Annotated in this window: 19 protein-coding genes; 12 read left to right on the top strand and 7 right to left on the bottom strand. The window is 41.9% G+C overall.

Annotated elements, in window-relative coordinates; all coding sequences use genetic code 11:
* The first annotated feature begins 92 nt into the window (after positions 1–92).
* The 10 genes from ACR2F3_RS03790 (at position 93) to ACR2F3_RS03745 (ending at position 10,194) form a co-directional block, all read left to right on the top strand.
* Positions 93–1,139, top strand: coding sequence for an NAD(P)-dependent alcohol dehydrogenase (locus ACR2F3_RS03790; RefSeq protein ID WP_432708648.1), 1,047 nt, complete (start codon positions 93–95; stop codon positions 1,137–1,139).
* Positions 1,140–1,143: 4 nt separating this feature from the next.
* On the top strand, positions 1,144–1,884 hold the full coding sequence (locus ACR2F3_RS03785) for a DNA-formamidopyrimidine glycosylase family protein (protein WP_432708647.1): 741 nt from the start codon (positions 1,144–1,146) through the stop codon (positions 1,882–1,884).
* 80 nt (positions 1,885–1,964) lie between these two features.
* Positions 1,965–4,361 carry a heavy metal translocating P-type ATPase gene (locus ACR2F3_RS03780; protein WP_432708646.1) on the top strand — a complete coding sequence of 799 codons (2,397 nt, stop codon included), beginning with the start codon at positions 1,965–1,967 and terminating at the stop codon, positions 4,359–4,361.
* Positions 4,358–4,546 carry a cbb3-type cytochrome oxidase assembly protein CcoS gene (gene ccoS, locus ACR2F3_RS03775; RefSeq protein ID WP_432708645.1) on the top strand — a complete coding sequence of 63 codons (189 nt, stop codon included), beginning with the start codon at positions 4,358–4,360 and terminating at the stop codon, positions 4,544–4,546. The genes ACR2F3_RS03780 and ccoS overlap by 4 nt, the downstream gene beginning before the upstream one ends.
* Positions 4,547–4,615: 69 nt before the next feature.
* Positions 4,616–6,727, top strand: coding sequence for a cytochrome-c oxidase, cbb3-type subunit I (ccoN, locus tag ACR2F3_RS03770; RefSeq protein ID WP_432708644.1), 2,112 nt, complete (start codon positions 4,616–4,618; stop codon positions 6,725–6,727).
* Between the two features lie 18 nt (positions 6,728–6,745).
* Positions 6,746–6,910: a hypothetical protein gene (locus tag ACR2F3_RS03765; RefSeq protein ID WP_432708643.1), complete on the top strand. Its 165-nt coding sequence runs from the start codon at positions 6,746–6,748 to the stop codon at positions 6,908–6,910.
* Positions 6,911–6,913: 3 nt separating this feature from the next.
* Positions 6,914–7,717, top strand: coding sequence for a cbb3-type cytochrome c oxidase N-terminal domain-containing protein (locus ACR2F3_RS03760; protein ID WP_432708642.1), 804 nt, complete (start codon positions 6,914–6,916; stop codon positions 7,715–7,717).
* 2 nt (positions 7,718–7,719) lie between these two features.
* Positions 7,720–9,084 (top strand): cytochrome c oxidase accessory protein CcoG, encoded by a 1,365-nt coding sequence (gene ccoG / locus ACR2F3_RS03755; protein ID WP_432708641.1) that lies wholly within the window; start codon positions 7,720–7,722, stop codon positions 9,082–9,084.
* Positions 9,085–9,088: 4 nt separating this feature from the next.
* Positions 9,089–9,511, top strand: coding sequence for a FixH family protein (locus ACR2F3_RS03750; protein ID WP_432708640.1), 423 nt, complete (start codon positions 9,089–9,091; stop codon positions 9,509–9,511).
* Complete coding sequence (locus ACR2F3_RS03745; protein ID WP_432708639.1) at positions 9,511–10,194, top strand: sulfite exporter TauE/SafE family protein; 684 nt, start codon at positions 9,511–9,513, stop codon at positions 10,192–10,194. The genes ACR2F3_RS03750 and ACR2F3_RS03745 overlap by 1 nt, the downstream gene beginning before the upstream one ends.
* 6 nt (positions 10,195–10,200) lie before the next feature.
* Here ACR2F3_RS03745 and hemN read toward each other — a convergent pair whose 3' ends face one another.
* The 4 genes from hemN to ACR2F3_RS03725 form a co-directional block, all read right to left on the bottom strand.
* Positions 10,201–11,565: an oxygen-independent coproporphyrinogen III oxidase gene (gene hemN, locus ACR2F3_RS03740; RefSeq protein WP_432708638.1), complete on the bottom strand. Its 1,365-nt coding sequence runs from the start codon at positions 11,563–11,565 to the stop codon at positions 10,201–10,203.
* A complete protein-coding gene (locus tag ACR2F3_RS03735; protein WP_432708637.1) occupies positions 11,555–12,007 on the bottom strand; it encodes a lactate dehydrogenase in 453 nt (150 codons plus the stop codon). Before ACR2F3_RS03735 ends, hemN begins: the two co-directional genes overlap by 11 nt.
* An 81-nt stretch (positions 12,008–12,088) precedes the next feature.
* Positions 12,089–13,144: a response regulator gene (locus ACR2F3_RS03730; RefSeq protein ID WP_432708636.1), complete on the bottom strand. Its 1,056-nt coding sequence runs from the start codon at positions 13,142–13,144 to the stop codon at positions 12,089–12,091.
* Positions 13,145–14,329: a PAS domain-containing sensor histidine kinase gene (locus ACR2F3_RS03725; protein WP_432708635.1), complete on the bottom strand. Its 1,185-nt coding sequence runs from the start codon at positions 14,327–14,329 to the stop codon at positions 13,145–13,147.
* A 343-nt stretch (positions 14,330–14,672) separates the two neighbouring features.
* On the opposite strand from ACR2F3_RS03725, the gene ACR2F3_RS03720 reads away from it, so the two are divergent.
* Complete coding sequence (locus ACR2F3_RS03720; protein ID WP_432708634.1) at positions 14,673–16,451, top strand: hypothetical protein; 1,779 nt, start codon at positions 14,673–14,675, stop codon at positions 16,449–16,451.
* Here the strand turns inward: ACR2F3_RS03720 and ACR2F3_RS03715 are convergent.
* Complete coding sequence (locus tag ACR2F3_RS03715) at positions 16,441–17,133, bottom strand: pseudouridine synthase (RefSeq protein WP_432708633.1); 693 nt, start codon at positions 17,131–17,133, stop codon at positions 16,441–16,443. The genes ACR2F3_RS03720 and ACR2F3_RS03715 overlap by 11 nt on opposite strands.
* A gap of 72 nt (positions 17,134–17,205) precedes the next feature.
* Here ACR2F3_RS03715 and ACR2F3_RS03710 point away from each other — a divergent pair, with 72 nt between their 5' ends.
* Complete coding sequence (locus ACR2F3_RS03710) at positions 17,206–17,487, top strand: hypothetical protein (RefSeq protein ID WP_432708632.1); 282 nt, start codon at positions 17,206–17,208, stop codon at positions 17,485–17,487.
* Here ACR2F3_RS03710 and ACR2F3_RS03705 read toward each other — a convergent pair.
* Positions 17,464–18,609 (bottom strand): metallophosphoesterase family protein, encoded by a 1,146-nt coding sequence (locus ACR2F3_RS03705; RefSeq protein WP_432708631.1) that lies wholly within the window; start codon positions 18,607–18,609, stop codon positions 17,464–17,466. The genes ACR2F3_RS03710 and ACR2F3_RS03705 overlap by 24 nt on opposite strands.
* Positions 18,610–18,776: 167 nt before the next feature.
* Positions 18,777–19,556, bottom strand: coding sequence for a GLPGLI family protein (locus ACR2F3_RS03700; RefSeq protein ID WP_432708630.1), 780 nt, complete (start codon positions 19,554–19,556; stop codon positions 18,777–18,779).
* Positions 19,557–19,559: the final 3 nt, after the last annotated feature.

The raw sequence follows: 19,559 nt of genomic DNA, 5'->3' as shown, positions 1-19,559 counted from the left end.
GGAATTGTTTACCCATCCTTAAATTTAGGCAGAACAATGCGCACCTATTTTTGTTCTTATAACCGAAAATACTATACCCTAAATAGCTACGAATGAATGGTATTAAATCATATGCTGCCAAAAGTGCAGACAAACCTCTAGAACCTTACCAGTTAAACCGCAGAGAGCCATTAGCTGACGATGTGGAAATTAAAATATTATATTGTGGTGTTTGTCACTCCGACATCCATACAGCAAGAAATGAGTGGGGCGGCACCATGTACCCCGTAGTTCCCGGGCATGAAATAGTGGGTACTGTTACACGTGTTGGCCAACAAGTAAGCCGTTTTAAAGTGGGTGATACAGTAGGTGTAGGTTGCTTCGTAGATTCTTGTGGCCACTGCAAAAACTGCAATAATCACCAGGAACAATATTGCGAAAATGGCAATTCCCAAACCTACAATTCCCTGTTGCAGGACAAAAAAACAATCACTTATGGCGGTTATTCCAGTCACATCGTAGTTACGGAGAAATTCGTACTCAGTGTTTCAGATAAATTACCACTTGAGAAGGTAGCACCATTACTTTGCGCAGGAATTACTACCTATTCTCCTTTAAAACACTGGAACGTAAAAGCAGGTGATAAACTGGCTGTGGTAGGCTTAGGCGGTTTAGGCCATATGGCCGTTAAACTTGCTGCTTCCATGGGTGCGATCGTTACTGTATTAAGCCGCTCGGCTTCGAAACAAAAAGATGCTGAAAGATTAGGTGCACATCACTTCGAGATCACAACAAAAAAAGAAACGAAGGAGAAACTGGCGAATCATTTTGATTTCATCATCGACACGGTTTCGGCAAAACACGACTATAACGCTTACCTGCCTTTGTTAAATACAAATGGGGTGATGATTGTAGTAGGCGCTCCTCCTGAGCCGTCTACTGTAGAGGCATTTCTTTTGATCGGCGGACGCCGGAGCCTGGTGGGCTCTCTGGTTGGCGGAATAAAAGAAACCCAGGAAATGCTCGACTACTGTGCCGAACATGGCATCACCTCCGATGTTGAAATGATTTCCATCGACCAGATTAATGAAGCGTACGAGCGTACCCTGGCCGGCGATGTGCATTACCGTTTTGTTATCGACATGGCTTCCCTAAATTAAACATATGCCCGAAGGTCCATCAATTGTAATCCTTAAAGAACTGTTAGAGCCATTAAAACTGAAAGGGCAAAAAGTAATCGCGGTAGCAGGAAATACCTCGATTGAAAAAGATCGAATGTCTGGTGAACCTATAACTGCCATTAAAAGTTGGGGCAAGCACTTTCTGCTCTGCTTCCCCGACTTTAGCCTTAGGGTTCACTTTCTATTGTTTGGTACCTATCGGATTAACGAGCGCAAGGAAACACCTGTCCGCTTAAGTTTACACTTTGAAAATGCTGAACTTAACTTTTATGGTTGTTCCCTCAAAATTATAGAAGGTGATCCTGATCTGGTTTACGACTGGTCGGCCGATGTATTGTCGCCCACGTGGGATGAACATGCCGCCATCAACAAACTAAAGAAGCAACCCAAAACTTTAGTCTGCGATGCCCTTCTTGATCAGGACATCTTTGCCGGCGTAGGAAACATCATCAAAAACGAAGTCCTTTACCGGATATATGTACACCCTAGCAGCCAGGTAGGTGCCTTACCTCCAGATCTACTATTGCAGATGGTACGTGAGGCACGCATTTACAGCTACGACTTCCTGCGCTGGAAAAAAGAATTTACCCTTAAAAAACATTGGCTGGCCCATACCAAGCGCACCTGCCTTAGGTGCAACCTACCCATGATTAAGGAGTATCTCGGCAAAACAAACCGCCGAACTTTCTTCTGCAATAATTGCCAGCAGCTTTACAATAAGTGATCCCTGTCACATTTTAGTAAGTAGGCTTGTCATTTTAGCATAGCGCCCGGTGTTACAACTTTGCAACATACCGTTTAGCTATGTCAAACACCAACACCATTTCTGTAGAAACGCATTGTTATCACTGCGGCGAAGACTTACCCACTAGTCCTTATACACTAGACGACAGACAATTTTGTTGTTTGGGATGCAAGGGCGTATACCAGATTTTATCCAGCCATAATTTATGCAACTACTATGCATACAATGATGTGCCCGGACAAACACAACAGCAACCTAAGCAACATTTCGACTATCTCGATGAACCCGCCATTGCCGCTGGCCTGGTTGATTACTGCGACGCAGAGGTAACGGTGGTAACCTTTTATATTCCTAATATACACTGCAGTTCCTGCATCTGGTTATTGGAAAACCTATACAAAATCAACCCCGCCATTACACAGTCGAGGATCGATTTCTTAAAGAAACAAGTCGCCATTACGTTCAAAAATGATAAAGCAACGTTAAGAACCGTTGTAGAAACACTTGCCAATATTGGCTACGAACCACTGATCAGTCTGCAGGATGTTGTTAAAGAAAAACAAAACAACGATGATAACCGCACTTTGATTACTAAAATCGCCGTCGCTGGTTTCTGCTTCGGTAACACCATGTTACTCAGCTTTCCTGAATATTTTGGCCTATCCACATTGGAAACAGAGTTCAAGAACTTCTTTGGCTGGCTCAATATCGCCTTTGCCCTTCCGGTGGTATTCTATAGTGCAACAGAATATTTCAAATCTGCCTGGCTCAATTTAAAAAATGGGGTGCTCAACCTTGATTTTCCACTGGCCCTCGGTATAGCAGTGATGTTTATCCGCTCCCTGATAGAAATTGCCACTTACACCGGCGCAGGTTTTATCGACACCCTTTGTGGGCTGGTATTCTTCCTGCTTGTGGGCAAATGGATGCAGCAACATACCTATCATCATCTTTCTTTCGAAAGAGACTACCGATCCTACTTTCCTGTTGCCGTAACCATCATTGAAAATGGAAAGGATAAACCCTTGCCTTTAGGCGATTTAAAAAAGGGACACCGCATTTTGATCCGCAGCAATGAAATTATTCCTGCAGATGCCATTTTACTTTACGGTACTGCAAAACTTGACTTCAGCTTTGTAACCGGAGAATCGAAACCGGTAGAGAAAATTTTGGGCGAAGTGGTCTATGCAGGTGGGCGACAATTAGGTGGCGCCATTGAACTGGAAGTGGTTAAACCGGTTTCTCAGAGTTACCTCACAAGGTTATGGAATAATGAAACCTTCACTGCCGATAAGGACCGAATTAAAACTTTTAGCGGCACAGCCAGTAAATATTTCAGCATTGTATTGGTGTTGGTAGCTACGCTGTCGGCTATCTACTGGTTGATTTTTGATCCGTCAAAAGCATGGGCATCTTTCACGGCAGTGCTTATAATTGCCTGCCCTTGTGCACTTGCTTTAAGTTCCCCATTTACACTGGCAGCCGTGCTAAGTGTTTTTGACAGGAATAAGTTTTATTTAAAAAACACCTCTGTTATAGAAGAGCTGGCGCGAATAGACACCTTTATCTTCGACAAAACCGGCACCATCACCAACCCAAAGGCCTCTGGTTTTAATTTTAAAGGTGATTTAAATTCTCAGGAAAAACAGGCAATCAGTGACTTGGCCAGGAATTCGGGCCATCCTTTAAGCCGTGAGCTGGTTAAATGGCTTGACCTACCGACACAATACCAGGTATCAGATTACCGGGAAAAAGTTGGCCGTGGTGTAATGGGAACAGTCAACGGACAGGACATTAAACTGGGCAGCGCTGCTTTTCTTGGCCTCGACAAGCAAGATCTACCTCAGGGAAGTCAGGTACATGTGGTGATCAACAATGATTACAAAGGCTACTTCCTTTCGGGGCAGCAATGGCGTACAGGCTTTAAAGAATTAATTACATGCCTGAGTAAACGTGCCGACCTTCATTTACTGTCTGGCGACCAGGACCATGACCGTATAAGCCTTAGTCCCTTTTTCCCAAGGATACAGCAAATGCATTTCCAGCAGTCACCACAAAACAAACTCGATTATGTACTCGCCCTGCAGCATAAAGGCAGAAAAGTATTAATGTTTGGCGATGGCTTAAATGATGCAGGTGCACTGAAACAAAGCGACCTTGGTGTAGCCGTAACAGACGACATCAATAACTTTACGCCAGGATGCGACGCCATCCTGGATGGTGCTAACTTCAATAAAATTCCCCAGTTTATACAACAGGCAAAAGATGGCGTGAAAGTCATCCACATGAGCTTTGTCATTTCCCTAACCTATAACTTCATAGGCTTGTACTTTGCTGTTCAAGGCTTAATGTCTCCCCTCTTTGCGGCTATACTCATGCCCATCAGCACGGTAACCATCATCTTATTTACCAGCATCGCCGCAAGGTTGTATGCCAGAAAAAACCATCTATTATGAACATGATCTATATGCTTATCGGCATCAGCATTCTGCTGGCGCTGGTATTTTTAACCGCCTTTTTTTGGGCATCCAGAACCGGTCAGAATGACGACACCTATACGCCTGGCATCAGGATATTATTTGACGATGAGCTGACTGATCAGCCATTGAAGAAAAATGATGAAGATCACACTTCACATTAACAACCATCATACTCCTCCGGCTAATGCCCTTGTAATTTTACCCCCATCAAAACCATCCATTATTTAAGTATGACTGAGAAATTCTACTACGACAACAAGATCGTCAGAAACTTTGCCATTGCCACCATCGTCTGGGGCATTGTTGGCATGTCAGTTGGCCTCCTCATCGCTATGCAGCTGTTTAAGCCGTCATTGAACATGGGAAGTCAATACACCACCTTCGGCCGCATCAGGCCACTACACACTAATGCAGTTATTTTCGCTTTCGTGGGGAACGCCATTTTTATGGGGGTTTATTACTCTCTCCAACGACTACTCAAGGCTAGAATGTTTAGCGATGTGTTAAGCAAAATCCATTTCTGGGGTTGGCAACTCATTATTGTCGCCACTGCCATTACACTTCCACTCGGATTAACCACTTCGCATGAATATGCAGAAATGGAATGGCCAATTGATATCGCCATCACCTTAATATGGGTAGTATTCGGAATCAATATGTTCGGTACCATTTTTAAACGCCGTGAAAAGCACATGTATGTAGCCATCTGGTTTTACATTGCCACTTTCGTTACGGTTGCTGTATTACACATTGTTAACTCTTTCCAGTTACCAATTTCAGCATTTAAAAGCTATTACCTTTTTGCGGGCGTGCAGGATGCACTAGTACAATGGTGGTACGGCCACAATGCAGTAGCGTTCTTTTTAACTACCCCTTATTTAGGAATGATGTATTACTTCCTTCCTAAAATGGCACAGCGGCCTATCTATTCCTATAAACTTAGTATCCTCCACTTCTGGTCGTTAATCTTTATTTATATCTGGGCAGGCCCTCACCATTTATTATATACTTCACTACCTGGCTGGGCACAATCTTTAGGTGTTGCTTTCTCCGTGATGTTAATTGCACCAAGTTGGGGTGGTATGATCAACGGTTTGCTTACGCTGCGTGGCGCCTGGGATAAGGTGCGTGAGGATCCAAAACTGAAGTTCATGGTAGTAGGTTTAACCGCCTATGGTATGGCTACTTTCGAAGGCCCTATGCTTGCTTTCAAACAGATTAATGCCATTGCCCACTATACCGACTGGATAGTAGCACACGTTCACGTAGGCGCCTTAGGCTGGAATGGATTCTTAACCTTCGGTATCCTGTACTGGTTAATCCCAAGAATTTACAACACCCAGTTATTCTCTAAAAAATTAGCATCCTTCCACTTCTGGATTGGCACCTTAGGGATCATTTTCTATGCCGTACCTTTATATTTTGCAGGTTTCACCCAAGGTTTAATGTGGAAAGAATTCACCGAAGAAGGTGTATTAAGATATCCTAACTTCCTTGAAACCGTTATTCAGATTATTCCAATGTATGTATTGAGAGCCATCGGCGGCGCCCTTTACTTAATCGGAGTAATTGTGATGACTTATAACCTGATCAAAACAGCACTTGCCGGCAAATTGGTTGCAGATGAAGCTGCAGAGTCACTACCACTTCCTGCTACTTATGTAGCTGAAGGCTCTGATAAAAAATGGCACCGTGTGCTTGAACGCAAACCAATGGTATTCCTGGTATTGTCACTGATCGTTATCCTGATTGGTGGTATGGTAGAAATGATGCCAACCTTTACCATTAAATCTAATATCCCAACCATTTCAAGCGTAAAACCTTATACTCCGCTGGAATTACATGGAAGAGATGTTTATATTAAAGAAGGCTGTGTAAACTGCCACTCGCAAATGATCCGTCCTTTCCGATCAGAAACGGAGCGCTTTGGCGAATACAGTAAAGCAGGTGAATTTGTGTACGACCATCCTTTTTTATGGGGTTCTAAACGTACAGGTCCTGATTTACAACGTCTGGGTCAGAAGTACACCAATGCATGGCATTACAACCACATGGTAGATCCACAAACCATGTCGCCGGGAAGTATTATGCCTCCTTACGAATGGTTAGCCAACCAAGTGCTGGATACCACCACAACGATTGCTAAAATTAACGCCATGAGAACCTTAGGGGTGCCTTACGCTGAAGGTTATGAACACCAGGCCAACAAAGACCTTGATATTCAAGCCAAAGCCATCGCTGCAGATTTGAAGCAAAACAACGTAAAGGTAAAAAGCGACAAGGAGATTGTTGCACTTATTGCTTACCTCCAACGATTAGGAACAGACATTAAAGCAAAATAACACTTAAAATACAAAAACATGTTTAGGCAATTTTTAAATCAGGTAGACGACAAGCAGGTGTATTTAATGATCTCATTAGGCATATTCTTTTTCTTTTTCATCATGGTGGGCATTATGCTCCTCCTGATGAAAAAAGAGGAAGTAAACTACATGAGCCAACTGCCATTAAACGACGAAGAATAGATTATGAGCTACGCAGAAATTATGGTGATTGCTTTAGGCATCACCGCCGTTATGATCCTTGGGGTGTCAATCCTCCTGCTAAAAGTGATTAAATTTTATGTGGAGGAAACTAAAAACCCAATACCTTTTGCCACTCCAGCCGAGAAAGCATTAAAGCTTCAGGCCATGGCCGCAGCAAAAGCTGCACAACCTAAGCGCCCTACTTTAATTGAAAAATTAATGGGCCTAAGGCCATTGGCAGAAGAAAAAGACCAGATGATGGAACATGAGTTCGATGGCATTGCCGAGTTAGACAATCCTACACCAGGTTGGTTTATGGTATTGTTTTATGGTACCGTGATCTTCGCCGTCATCTACTTATTTAATTACGAGGTATTTGGCTTCGGACAAGACCAGGAAGAGGAATACCTGACCGAACTTGCACAGGCCGAAGAAGCTAAAATAGCCTTTTTATCCAAACCGGGTAACTCAAAAAATGCAGTGAATGAGAACAACATTGTACAAAGTACAGATGCTGCAGTAATTAACAGTGGCCTTGCACTTTACACCTCCCGTTGTACACCTTGTCATGGTGAAAAAGGAGAAGGCTCTGTAGGTCCCAACTTAACCGACGAATACTGGTTACACGGTGGTACCATTAGCGATGTTTTTAAAACCATTAAATATGGTGTGCCGGAAAAAGGAATGGTGGCTTGGGAAAAATCACTGAGCGCCGCCCAATTATCCGACATCACCAATTATGTAATGTCTCTTCAAGGCACAAATCCTGAAGGTGCTAAAGCGCCTCAGGGCGATAAGCAACTGTAATTATGTTAGCAAGCCCAAACTATTCCTCAGCTAGAAAATGGATCTATCCCCGTATTATAAAGGGTAAACTCTATAAATACCGCTCTGTAGTCAGTTACTTTTTCTTGGCGCTGCTCTTTGCAGCACCCTTCATTAAAGTAAATGGCCAACAACTTATCCTCTTGAATGTCCTTGAACGTAAATTTGTGTTCTTCGGCATCATTTTCTGGCCACAGGATTTCTACTTATTTGTTTTGGGCTTGCTTACTTTTATTGTTTTTATTGTGCTTTTCACGGTAGTCTTTGGCCGCGTTTTCTGTGGATGGGCCTGCCCCCAAACCATATTTCTGGAAATGGTGTTCCGTAAAATCGAAAACTGGATTGAAGGCGATTACCTGAAACAAAAAAAAATGGATGAATCGCCACTCACCTGGAATAAATTCTTCAAAAAAACCTTAAAACACGGGATCTTTTTCTGCCTTTCGTTCTTTATTGCCAACATCTTTCTCGCTTACATCATTGGTACTACGGCTTTACTTAAAATCGTTACAGAACCGGTGAGCCTCCACCTCACTGGCTTTCTATCCATTTGTATCTTCACCATCTTATTTTACCTTGTTTTCTCCAGAATGCGGGAGCTGGTATGTACCGTAGCTTGTCCGTATGGCAGGTTGCAAGGTGTATTGCTCGATAACCAAAGTATGATCGTGGCATATGATTATCTGCGTGGTGAACCCAGAGGTAAAAAGTTGAAAGAAGAGAACAACCAGCTAGGTGATTGCATCGACTGTAAGTTATGTGTGCACGTGTGTCCTACGGGAATTGATATCAGAAACGGCACTCAAATGGAATGCGTTAATTGTACTGCCTGTATCGATGCGTGCGACATGGTAATGGAAAAGATTAACAGGCCAAGGCGCTTAATTGGGTTCAAATCTGAAGAAGAAATTAAAAATCACCAGCCTATTAAACTCAACAAACGTATTTATGGTTACAGTGCCGTATTACTGGTACTTGTTAGTGTGTTAAGCTACCTCCTAATAAGCCGAAGTGATGTAAAAACCACCGTACTCAGGGCAAGTGGAACGCTCTACCAGTTGCGCGAAAAGGAAAATACCGTTACCAATCTCTACAATGCAGAGTTGATTAATAAAACCAGCGGCGACCTGTCTTTTGAAATCGTTCCTGATGATGATAAAGCCAGTATTCAATACATTCAAAAAGAAGACAAACTCCGTTATGGCGGACAGGCGAAGCTTACCTTCTTCGTGATTATGCCACAACAACACATCAAAAAATATAAAACAGAAATTAGCTTCAGGCTTGTTTCGGGCGGAAAAATAATTGACCGTTTCAATACCACCTTTATTGCACCACCTAACGAATAACAACATGAATTGGGGATTAAAAATAGCATTAGGATTAGGCGTATTTATGACATTCATCATGGTACTGGCCTATTTAATGATGACCAGTAAAAATGATGACCTAGTTGATGCCGACTATTATGAAAAAGGCATTAGCTACAACGTAGAGTACCAGAAAAAAACCCAGGTACTGCGTGATCAGGCGGCGCCTAAAGTGATGATCCATGACCAGCAACTAAACCTGTTATTTAACCAGCAGGCCACTGGCAATGTCAAACTAATCAGAACTGCTGATAAGACAATGGATAAATCAATGACCCTGAAAACAGATAGCCTTAACCAGTTCAATATCCCAATAAGTGGTATTGCCACAGGATTGTGGAAACTAAGAATCGACTGGACCAGTGAAGGGGTAGATTATTTATATGAAAAGGAGGTAATGTTATAATGAGCGATCAATACCTGGCTTTCATGATTGGCCTGTTGGGTAGCGTACATTGCATTGGTATGTGTGGCCCTTTGGCATTTGCTGTACCTTCTTTAAAATCTGGCATAGGTTATGTCGTGCTCGACAAGGTATTGTACCAAGCCGGCCGAATCCTTTCCTATTGTGTATTAGGCATAGTAATTGGATTAATAGGCCGCCAAATCTGGTTATCTGGCCTGCAACAGGGAATCAGTATTTTTACAGGTATCCTAATTATTGCCGCAGCTTGTTCCAGAATTTTTAAATTAACAATCGCCAACAGCAGTAGTATCCTGCTTAAACCCTTTAACAAACTGTTTGGTTATGCCTTAAAACATAAAGCAAATCACCTCATCATAGGTATGATTAACGGCTTATTGCCTTGTGGCTTTGTTTACCTGGCGCTGGCCGGTGCATTAAACACAGGAAACATGTCCCTTGCTGTTAGTTATATGTTCTGGTTTGGTGTAGGTACCACTCCCCTCATGTTAATAGCCACCATTGGCATGGGTTTTACAGGTAACTTGGTACGCCAGCGCATCAACAAGGTAATTCCCTTTATGTTGCTTTTTCTGGGTTGCTGGTTTTTATTAAGGGGAATGAATTTAGATATTCCTTTTGTGAGTCCGGCTAAACAAACCACTAGTGTGGCCGAGTGTAAATAACTACAATTAGTCGGCCATACTAAATAATGGTGTTGTAGGCTGGTTTCGCCATAAACGGGCATCAAGAGCCATGCAGATATTTCTTAAAAAACGCTTTCCTTCCTCCGTAACCTTTAAGTGCTGATCATTTAGGGTTACCAATCCATCCAGAGCCAATAATTCCATTCGCTCCAGTCCTTCATAAAAGTCAGGATGTTGCTCCGTTTTCAGCGCCCATGATGTTTCACCTTTACACATGATATTCAATATATGCTGGCGTAACAACACATCGGCTTCATCCAAAATATGGCCTTTAAACACTGGAATTTCCCCGGCTTCTACCAAGGCTGTGTAGTCTTCAACTTTTTTAACATTTTGCGCAAAACCGGTCCAGGTATCACTTATCGATGAAACCCCCAAACCGATCATCAAACGACTGTACTGGTGGGTGTAGCCCATAAAGTTACGGTGTAAACCGCCATCTTCTGCAGCAGCATACAAGGTATCGCTGGTCAGGGTAAAATGATCCATGCCCACCTCGGTATAACCACCTGCTTTCAGCATCTCCCGCCCTACCTCATAAAGTTGTTGCTTTAAAGCCGACGATGGAAGGTCTTTTTCGGTATAACGTCGTTGACCCGGTTTTATCCACGGCACATGTGCATAGCTGTAATAAGCAATACGGTCTGGTTTAAGTTGCAAAACGTAATTTATGGTTTCCTGCAAACCTTCCAGGGTTTGCAAAGGCAAACCATAAATCAAATCATAATTCACAGAGGTATAACCGGCATCCCGTGCTTGCTGGGTAGCCAGTTGCACTTCCTCGTAACTTTGAATACGATTGATAATCAATTGTACCCTTGGGTCAAAATCCTGTATACCCAGACTCAGGCGTTTGAATCCTAAATCAAATAAAGTAGCAAGGTGCTCTTTCCGGGTATTGCCCGGATGACCCTCAAAGCTAAATTCAGCATCAGGATGACGGTCTGCTAACGCGAAAATTCCGGCAATTAACTGCTTTAAGTTTTCTGCACTGAAAAATGTTGGTGTACCACCGCCAAGGTGCAATTCTTTGATCTGAGGCCTGTCTTTAAATAATGCCACATAATATGACCATTCTTTCAGTACTGTAGCGATATAAGGTTCTTCGACTTTATGATTTACGGTAATCCGGGTGTTGCATCCACAATAGGTACACAAACTTTCACAAAAAGGAAGGTGAATATATACACTGATACCATCACTGGTATTACTGTCATTAAAGGTTTGTACAACAGCCTTGGCCCAGTTTTCTTGATTAAATGTAGCCTGATCCCAGAACGGAACGGTAGGATAACTGGTGTAGCGTGGTGCCGCTACATTATATTTTTGTATTAATGCTTTAGTGTTCATGTTCTGTTTTTAAAGGTCCGCGACACGTTGCAGAACAGATACATGCAGATCCTAAACAGCGTTTACCTTGCCATTTGTCAAGGTTACTAATTGTTTCGGCTGCTAACACGTTTAATAAGGTTTCGTTGGAAAGCTGGTCGATACTGTCAGAATGCACATAGGCCAGTTTGATCTGCCTGCTTTCTGCAGCACGTTCATCAATATGGGCAGTTGAATTTGATCTGGTTGTGATGTATTTAATGCCAAGATCAGCGAGGATATTAATCACACTGGCATTTACAACATCGCCTTCATAAACAATAACGGCTTCTTTTCCTTGCGCGTAAATGGCTGTGTCCTCGCTTAATGCATTAGAAATTAAAGTAATTTCATGCTTCTTTCGGTTGGCGATGGCCAGTGGCTCTTTTTCAGAAGATTTTATACTATAGGCTACTACTCTCATACTTGATCTTTTAATAGATCAAAAATAAAGAGACCGCAACAACGAGGGAATGCGTTACATCAGTTTGAAATATGATGCTGGTCAGTTTTTCATATGCTCCAACCTATGAAAGTCTATAATATGAATCTGGCTTCCTTTTCTTTCAATAATGCTCTCCTCTTTAAAGTCGCTTAAAATACGGCTTACCGTTTCTGTAGCCATGCCCGCCAATGCCGCCAGGTTATCGCGCGACACCTTTAACACAGGATTCCCTGATTTTTCCTGTTTTGCAAGGCGAATCAAAACTTCGGATAAACGTTTTCTTACCGAGTGATAAGCCAGCTGCATCAGTTGTTCTTCCTTATCGAGCAGTTGGTTGGAAAGTATTTTAATAAATTTACGCCCAAGGTCAGGAAACTGGTTTAACAGGTCTTCCATCATGTCTTTGGGTAATAAACAAATGGTGGTATCTTCCAGCGCCTCCGCGGTTTCTGCATAAGGTTCTTGAAGTAATAGGCTGGTGATTCCAAAGTATTCCTCATTTCCGTAAATTCCCGTCATCAACTGTCTGCCATCTTCATTGAGTTTCACAGTTTTCACTTTGCCCTGGATCACCAGGAATATACCGGTTACACTATCACCCTCATAATAAATGACCTGTTTCTTTTTAATGTGACGCACTTTACGCTCCGCCACTAATTTCTGAAGGGCATGTAAACCAGAAGTGGTTCCAATCAGTCCGCTTAACTGTTCAAGTGATTTACTGTAAAATGCTTTCTGCTTGTTTTTCTTAGCAAGGCGACTTTCTATGGCGTTGAGTAATTCAACATCGTCAAAAGGTTTGGTGAGGTAATCATCTGCACCCATTTCCATACCCTTACGCATATCGATGCGTTCAGCTTTTGCCGTCAGGAAAATAAAAGGGATGGAGGACGTCTGCGGGTTTTTATTAAGCAGGTACAACACCCCGTACCCATCCAGTTCGGGCATCATGATATCACATAAAATAACGTCCGGTAGATGAGTTGTCGCCAGTTCTACACCAATCTTACCATTTTTAGCTTCCATCACTTCATAGTCTGCAAGCATCAAAATCTCAGCTGTGCTTTCCCTGATGTCGTTATTGTCTTCTATTATCAGTATCCTTATTTTACTCATCTATTTTGGAAAAGAAAGTATAAATGTTGTTCCTTTATTAATGGTGCTTTCAAAATGAACTTTACCGTTCATCAGGGTGGCATAACGCAAAACAATGTTTAAACCAAGGCCTGTACCTGGAATGCTACCTGTATTATTGGCCCTGAAAAATGGTTCAAACAAATGTACCTGGTCTGTTAGGGGAATGCCAATGCCATTGTCTTTGATCATAAAAAAATACTCGCTGTCAGTAATCTCAGTATTAAATTCTATAAAAGTATTTTCTCCTGAATATTTAATGGCATTACTAATCAGGTTGATCATGCAGTTTCTTAATAAATTCTGATCCAGCTCTACCATACTTTGAATACCGGTATGCTGGTAGATGATATTTTGATCCTGCTTAGCAATCATCTGCATTTCTTCGGTAACCTCCTCCGAAAACTTAACCACATCAAAGGTGCTGAAGGTAGGTTCTACGTTGCCTGCTTCCAGGCGCTCCAATGACAGGAAGTCGTTTAGGATAGTGGTTAGGTTGCCCACAGCATTTTTAATTTTTCCAACATGTTTACTGATGTTGGGATTCTGAAAAGGTTGGGCATATTTTTCAATGAGAGATGCAGAAAGCTGCACGGAACTGAGTGGTGTGCGGAATTCGTGCGAAGCCATAGACACAAAACGGCTTTTCATTTGGTTAAGTTCCTTTTCCTTAACAAGCGATAAACTCACTTCCTCTTTCGCTTCCTTTAGGGCAACAACCGTTTTCTTTAACGAACGGGTCCTTTCCTCCACAAGTTCTTCCAGTTCTGCGGCATATTCGCGTAAACGTTCCTCTGCTTCCTTTTCTTTAGATAAATCGTGAATAAATCCGGTGTAAATAATTCGATCTAAGTATTGGACTTCACTAACGGCCAAACGAAAAGGAAAAGTAGAACCGTCCTTTCGCAGTCCACGAACTTCACGGCCAATCCCGATAATGCGTTTTTCGCCTGTACGCTGATAACGATGCAGGTAACCATCGTGTGCACTTTTATCGGGTTCTGGCATTAATACACTAATGTTCCTCCCTAGCACTTCCTCCTGTTTGTAGCCAAAAAGCTTTAAAGCCGCTGGATTGATACTTTCTATGACGCCTTTATTATCAATTGTAAGAATGCCATCAATAGCATTATCTATAATTGCGTTTAAAAGCCTTCCTTGTTCCATACTTAGATTTTTACAAATATAAAGCTTTTATCGGGCTTAATTAATTGGCATACTGAAGTACTATTTGCGAAAAGTAGATTTTTATGCATTTTTACGCCTTACGGCAGTAAGGAAGTTCATTTTTCTCATTCTGTTTGCATCAGCATTTCAAAATCCCTTTCTCGTTGCTTATACTCGTGTAAAAGACCAATGGTAAATTCAATTGACGAGTATATTATTTTTCATCATCCAAAATATTAGTCCTACTCAAACTGTAGCGAATGACATAAAATGATGTGATGCCGGTCATGTTTTTAAGTAAATTTTGTATGCTTCTTTGTGATTATTAATGACAATTTTCAACATGACACATACTTTTCACATCCCTGTTCTCGGTTTAGGTTATTCCATTGATACACCTTTAAAAGTTGCTAAATATGGCATCTCTTCTGTCGTCTCTATCGTTGATGACGAACTGACAGAGCGGATGCGGAAATACCATGCGGTGCACAACGATATACCTTATACACCAATTACCGTAAAAGAAGAAGACAGTCGCGCGAAGAGAATTACCACCTACCTTAATTTATTACACGTGTTGGTGAACCGGCAGATTGCCGACATCAAGCAGCAAGCATTTACACCTGATAGCGAATTAACCCGCTATTTCCAGTTATTGCCCGAAAATGCTATTTTAAAACAACAGTACCACGCGGCAATGCTTTTACCTGAAGATGAATGTTTATTAGCTTTAGAAGCACTAAAAATTCAAATTACCGCAGGTTCTATCGACGTGAACATCATGTCTAAGGTTGACAAAAATAATTTCAACAAGCAAAACGAACCCTTAGGCGACGATTACTCAGATGCACTGGCTGCGATGCGTGGCTTTACAGAAAGTAATCTGGCGGCATCCATCATCATCTCTGCAGGACTTAATCCACGCTTGTTTGCTTATATGGAGCGTTGTCCTGCATTTTATGCTGAAGATGGGGAGCCTGCTAAAAAGATCATCCTGAAAGTGAGTGATTACCGCTCTGCTTATATTCAGGCAAAGATGCTGGCGAAAAGAGGTTTGTGGATTTCCGAATTCAGAGTGGAATCAGGATTAAACTGTGGCGGGCATGCCTTCGCAACGGATGGTTTTTTAATGGGTCCGATACTGGAAGAATTTAAACAGAAAAGAACGGAGCTTGCTGAAGAGCTTTGGAAACTTTATACAGTAGCACTTGAAAACAAAGGTTTGAAAGCAGCATCAAAACGCACACAACACATTACAGTTCAGGGTGGCATAGGAACAGCTGAAGAACATAACTTCTTGCTTAACCACTACCAATTGGATGCTGCAGGCTGGGGAAGTCCGTTTTTACTGGTTCCTGAAGCTACAAACGTCGATGATCAAACCTTAGATGCCTTAATTACGGCAGAAGAAAAAGACTTTTACCTGAGCAATTCCTCCCCATTAGGCGTATTGTTTAACAATTTCTCTAAAAGCACTGCCGAAACCCTGCGTTTGGAACGTATAGCCAAAGGAAGGCCGGGAAGCCCGTGTAAAAAAAAGCTTTTAGTGAGCAATACTGAGTTTACAGCAGAACCCATCTGTACAGCTTCCCGCGAATACCAACATTTAAAAACCGAACAATTAAAATCTTTGGATCTTCCGGAAGCGGAATACCAGCGACAAGTTAATTCCGTATTGGAAAAAGTGTGTTTATGCGAAGGTTTATGTGCTTCTACTTATTTAAAGAACCACATGTTGAAACCGAAAGAAAGCGAAGCGGTAAGCATCTGTCCGGGACCTAACCTTGCTTATTTCTCAGGCAAATACACATTACCGGAAATGATTAACCACATTTATGGACGCGTAAACTTACTGGCTGAAGTAAACAGGCCAAACCTTTTTATTAATGAATTAAACTTGTACCTGGACTATTTAAAGAAAGACATGGCTTTACACATGGACAACCTGAACGACAAAAAAGCCAAATACTTTAACAAGTTTAGTCAGCAATTACAAGAAGGCATCAATTATTATAAAACACTTGTTCCGGCGTTAAAATTACAGACCCAGCATGCTGTGGAGGAAATACAACAGCAACTGGCAGAAGCAGAACTGACCTTAAATAAATTAGTTATGCGCTAAACGCTTCCCAACTCATTAACGTCATTACCCGCTTAAATTCATCATGTAGCGGGGCTTGGAGCTGGATTTCCTCCCCTGTTACCGGGTGCAGGAACTCCAGCTCTGATGCGTGAAGCAACATCGTGGTCATATCCCACTGCTCTTTAAAAAACTTGTTCTGTTTATTACAACCATGTTTGCGATCGCCGATGATGGGATAAAATATATGGGCAAAGTGTTTTCTCAACTGGTGCATACGGCCAGTTGTTGGGGCAGCTTCCACAAAAGAATAACGGCTGGTTTCGTGTTTACCAAATGCTACCTTAAGCTCTGCGCGGGCAAGTGTTCTAAAAGAAGTAAAAGACTCCTGCACTACCCCATTATCATTTGTTAAGGGATAGTCAATATCCAGGCTATCTGGCGAATACCCCCTTAAAACCGCTTTATAGCGTTTTTGCACCAGGCCTTCCTGAAATTGTTTGTGCATGGCAATTTCCACATCTTTTTCAAAAGCAAACAGCAGCAATCCGCTGGTTTTTCTATCCAAACGATGTACCGGACTCACCCGACGGTTGATCTGATCCCTTAACAGCTGCAAAGCAAACTCCTTTGCATCGTTAGCAATCACCGATCGGTGCACCAATAAGCCGTGTGGTTTATTGATAGCAATTAAATGTTCGTCCTGGTAAACAATTTCAAGCATAAATATTTTTTTGCCGAAGATAACATTTGTAAACTTAACCTATATTTACATGAGCATTAAAAACCGCGAATCTTGATCATTACCGTACAGACCACACTGCTTAAAGAAAATGCGGACAACCACTTGTTCTTTAAGATACTGAACCAGAAGCTATTGGAAAAAGCTGCAGAGCTTCAGCATTTCAGTCTGCGTCATTTAGAATATGTAGAACCTATTTTTGAGGATGTGGTGATTTACCTCAGCTATAACAACAAAAATCAATTACGCTGGCACATTGCCAACGATGTTAGTGAAGAAATTAGTCTTTTTATCACCAAAGAGATGACTAAGTTAGGCATGCAATTGATGACTTAAGCGGTTTGCTGAACGCAGATCGACACTAAACTGGTCGTGCAAAGTTACAGTAGGTTCGTCCGTTACCACATGGGCCATGGTATAATACTCACAGGTCAATAAAAATGACTGTTCCGTTTTTTCAAGGATCACCTTCAAAAAGCCATGCTGGCTCAAACTGTACTTAAGGAGCTCTACATCATCAAACAGCGGGTTCTCTGAAATGAAGTTACTATCTTCTACCGTAGCCAGGTTATGTAATTCATCAAACCCACCGGCACCGGCCACAATAAATGGAACAGTTCTATTGTTTTTATAGGTTTTTAGAAAATGCTGGTAGTTATGCACATGACCGCTGAACACGATGTCGGGCCATACACCGGCTTCCTCAAAAGCACCATCTAAAAAAGCAATCATGGCCATACTGGAACCATGGTTGGTATCGGCCGAGTACGGCGAATGGTGTAAACATACAATGACTGCCTTCTCCTCATTCATTTCTCCCGCACGTATGAGTTCTTTGATAAACCAATCCCGTTGTTCAGCACAGATGTAACCAAATTTGGGAACATTACTGTATAGGCCTATAATCGTTGCGAGTTCAGTATTGAGTGTCCAGTAAATATTAGGCTGGTGCTGGTTTTTGCGTTGTACATTGCCTGAAAAGTAATGATCTCCTTCACGTTTTTCACAGAAAACAGAAGTAAAAGCATCCAGACTATGGTAAGGGATGGGGTTGTTCGGATTTACATCAGCATCATGGTTTCCCGCAATGGCATAAATTGGCGCGGGATAAGTTTTGTAAGGCTCAAAAAACTGCACCTCATATTGTTCCTTCTCGCCGAAGTGATACACAATATCTCCCAGGTGGTAGAGGAACTGGCTTGGATAATCACCTTCAGTTACCTGTTTCCCCATTGCTTCAGCTATTTGCTTTTGGAAGGCAGGAGACTTGATGCCACCAGTATCACCTACCATATTAAACACTAATCGGTTACCTTCTTGTTCTGTTTCGGGCATTGGGAGATTAAGGTGATAAGGATAGTTCCCTGCCGGGGCTGGCAAGGATTGGATCTTAAAATTATCATCAGGAACGCCTTTTTTTAAAACTGGTTTGGAGGTAAAATTTTTAACAGTTAACATATTCTCAAAAATAGGCAACACAATTTATTCAAAAAGCATCTCTATGTTAAATTTGAACATTGTTCACTTCATGAAACGGCAAAGTCCTATTTTAATTACCACAGATGCTATACATAAAAAAATGTGCAAGTATAATGCCAACCAGGTATTCGTTTTAACCGCCCCTATTAAAGCATAAAAGCTTTTAAAGCTGATTTAGCATAATCACCCCAACTTTTCAGTGCATCAGTAACAAATATTCTGAAGCCTTTAACGTCCATGGCTTTCCCTTTTGTGGGAGCCACCAGGATATTTGCCGGTACAGCAGCATCTGTTACCTTGCTGGCAAACCAGGTGGTGTTCTCATGTGGCAGGGCCACCCCCAAAATCATTCCCGGTAAACCAGAAAAGGATTCTGGACCACCCGATACGGGAATCTGATCGGTGTAAAAGGCCACCACATAAATAGAATCCAAAATAATGGCATTGGCCCTACGGCAATTGTAACCAGCTATTTCACGCATTTCATCTGTGATTTTCCAGGTAATTTTCCTCGTTGAATCCTTAACCAGGAAGGTATCTTCGTAAACCAACTTCTGACTGGTAGTCAATCCTGCCCCCAGGTCATTAAAAATGGTATTGATCTGCTTAGCAGCAGGCTCGTCGCCAAAAAAACCATTTGAGGCTGTTTGCTTTTCAGCCAGCGGTGAAAACAGCGTCTTGTTCCTTCCAAACGTTAAGGTACTCTTCAATGTCTTAAATTGCGGCTGCGACTTCTTGTAAGCTTCATACGCCTGTTGATACATGCTATTATTTAAGCTTGCAATGTTCTTTTTAATCAGGGCATGCATATTCACTGTTTTTGTATACTCAATTACGCCCTCCGTAGGGAAACGTACGTTTTGCGCAAAACAAGTATGAAAAGTGCTGAAAAAAAGTAAAGTGCTAAGGATATATTTAGATTTCATGAT

The sequence above is a fragment of the Pedobacter sp. genome (genome assembly GCF_045627485.1).
Lineage (GTDB): Bacteria > Bacteroidota > Bacteroidia > Sphingobacteriales > Sphingobacteriaceae > Pedobacter.
The sequence above is the reverse complement of the archived record's forward strand: the minus strand, read 5'-3'. Positions and strand labels throughout refer to the sequence as shown.

Bases quoted from the DNA above. Each gene is read 5' to 3' on its own strand.
- ACR2F3_RS03760 (WP_432708642.1), top strand. From the start codon at position 6,914: ATGAGCTACGCAGAAATTATGGTGATTGCTTTAGGCATCACCGCCGTT.
- ACR2F3_RS03725 (WP_432708635.1), bottom strand. From the start codon at position 14,329: ATGGAACAAGGAAGGCTTTTAAACGCAATTATAGATAATGCTATTGAT.
- ACR2F3_RS03715 (WP_432708633.1), bottom strand. From the start codon at position 17,133: ATGCTTGAAATTGTTTACCAGGACGAACATTTAATTGCTATCAATAAA.
- ACR2F3_RS03705 (WP_432708631.1), bottom strand. From the start codon at position 18,609: ATGTTAACTGTTAAAAATTTTACCTCCAAACCAGTTTTAAAAAAAGGC.
- ACR2F3_RS03720 (WP_432708634.1), top strand. From the start codon at position 14,673: ATGACACATACTTTTCACATCCCTGTTCTCGGTTTAGGTTATTCCATT.
- ccoN (WP_432708644.1), top strand. From the start codon at position 4,616: ATGACTGAGAAATTCTACTACGACAACAAGATCGTCAGAAACTTTGCC.
- ACR2F3_RS03700 (WP_432708630.1), bottom strand. From the start codon at position 19,556: ATGAAATCTAAATATATCCTTAGCACTTTACTTTTTTTCAGCACTTTT.
- ACR2F3_RS03780 (WP_432708646.1), top strand. From the start codon at position 1,965: ATGTCAAACACCAACACCATTTCTGTAGAAACGCATTGTTATCACTGC.
- ACR2F3_RS03790 (WP_432708648.1), top strand. From the start codon at position 93: ATGAATGGTATTAAATCATATGCTGCCAAAAGTGCAGACAAACCTCTA.
- ccoG (WP_432708641.1), top strand. From the start codon at position 7,720: ATGTTAGCAAGCCCAAACTATTCCTCAGCTAGAAAATGGATCTATCCC.
- ACR2F3_RS03735 (WP_432708637.1), bottom strand. From the start codon at position 12,007: ATGAGAGTAGTAGCCTATAGTATAAAATCTTCTGAAAAAGAGCCACTG.
- ACR2F3_RS03745 (WP_432708639.1), top strand. From the start codon at position 9,511: ATGAGCGATCAATACCTGGCTTTCATGATTGGCCTGTTGGGTAGCGTA.
- ACR2F3_RS03765 (WP_432708643.1), top strand. From the start codon at position 6,746: ATGTTTAGGCAATTTTTAAATCAGGTAGACGACAAGCAGGTGTATTTA.
- ACR2F3_RS03750 (WP_432708640.1), top strand. From the start codon at position 9,089: ATGAATTGGGGATTAAAAATAGCATTAGGATTAGGCGTATTTATGACA.
- hemN (WP_432708638.1), bottom strand. From the start codon at position 11,565: ATGAACACTAAAGCATTAATACAAAAATATAATGTAGCGGCACCACGC.
- ACR2F3_RS03730 (WP_432708636.1), bottom strand. From the start codon at position 13,144: ATGAGTAAAATAAGGATACTGATAATAGAAGACAATAACGACATCAGG.
- ccoS (WP_432708645.1), top strand. From the start codon at position 4,358: ATGAACATGATCTATATGCTTATCGGCATCAGCATTCTGCTGGCGCTG.
- ACR2F3_RS03785 (WP_432708647.1), top strand. From the start codon at position 1,144: ATGCCCGAAGGTCCATCAATTGTAATCCTTAAAGAACTGTTAGAGCCA.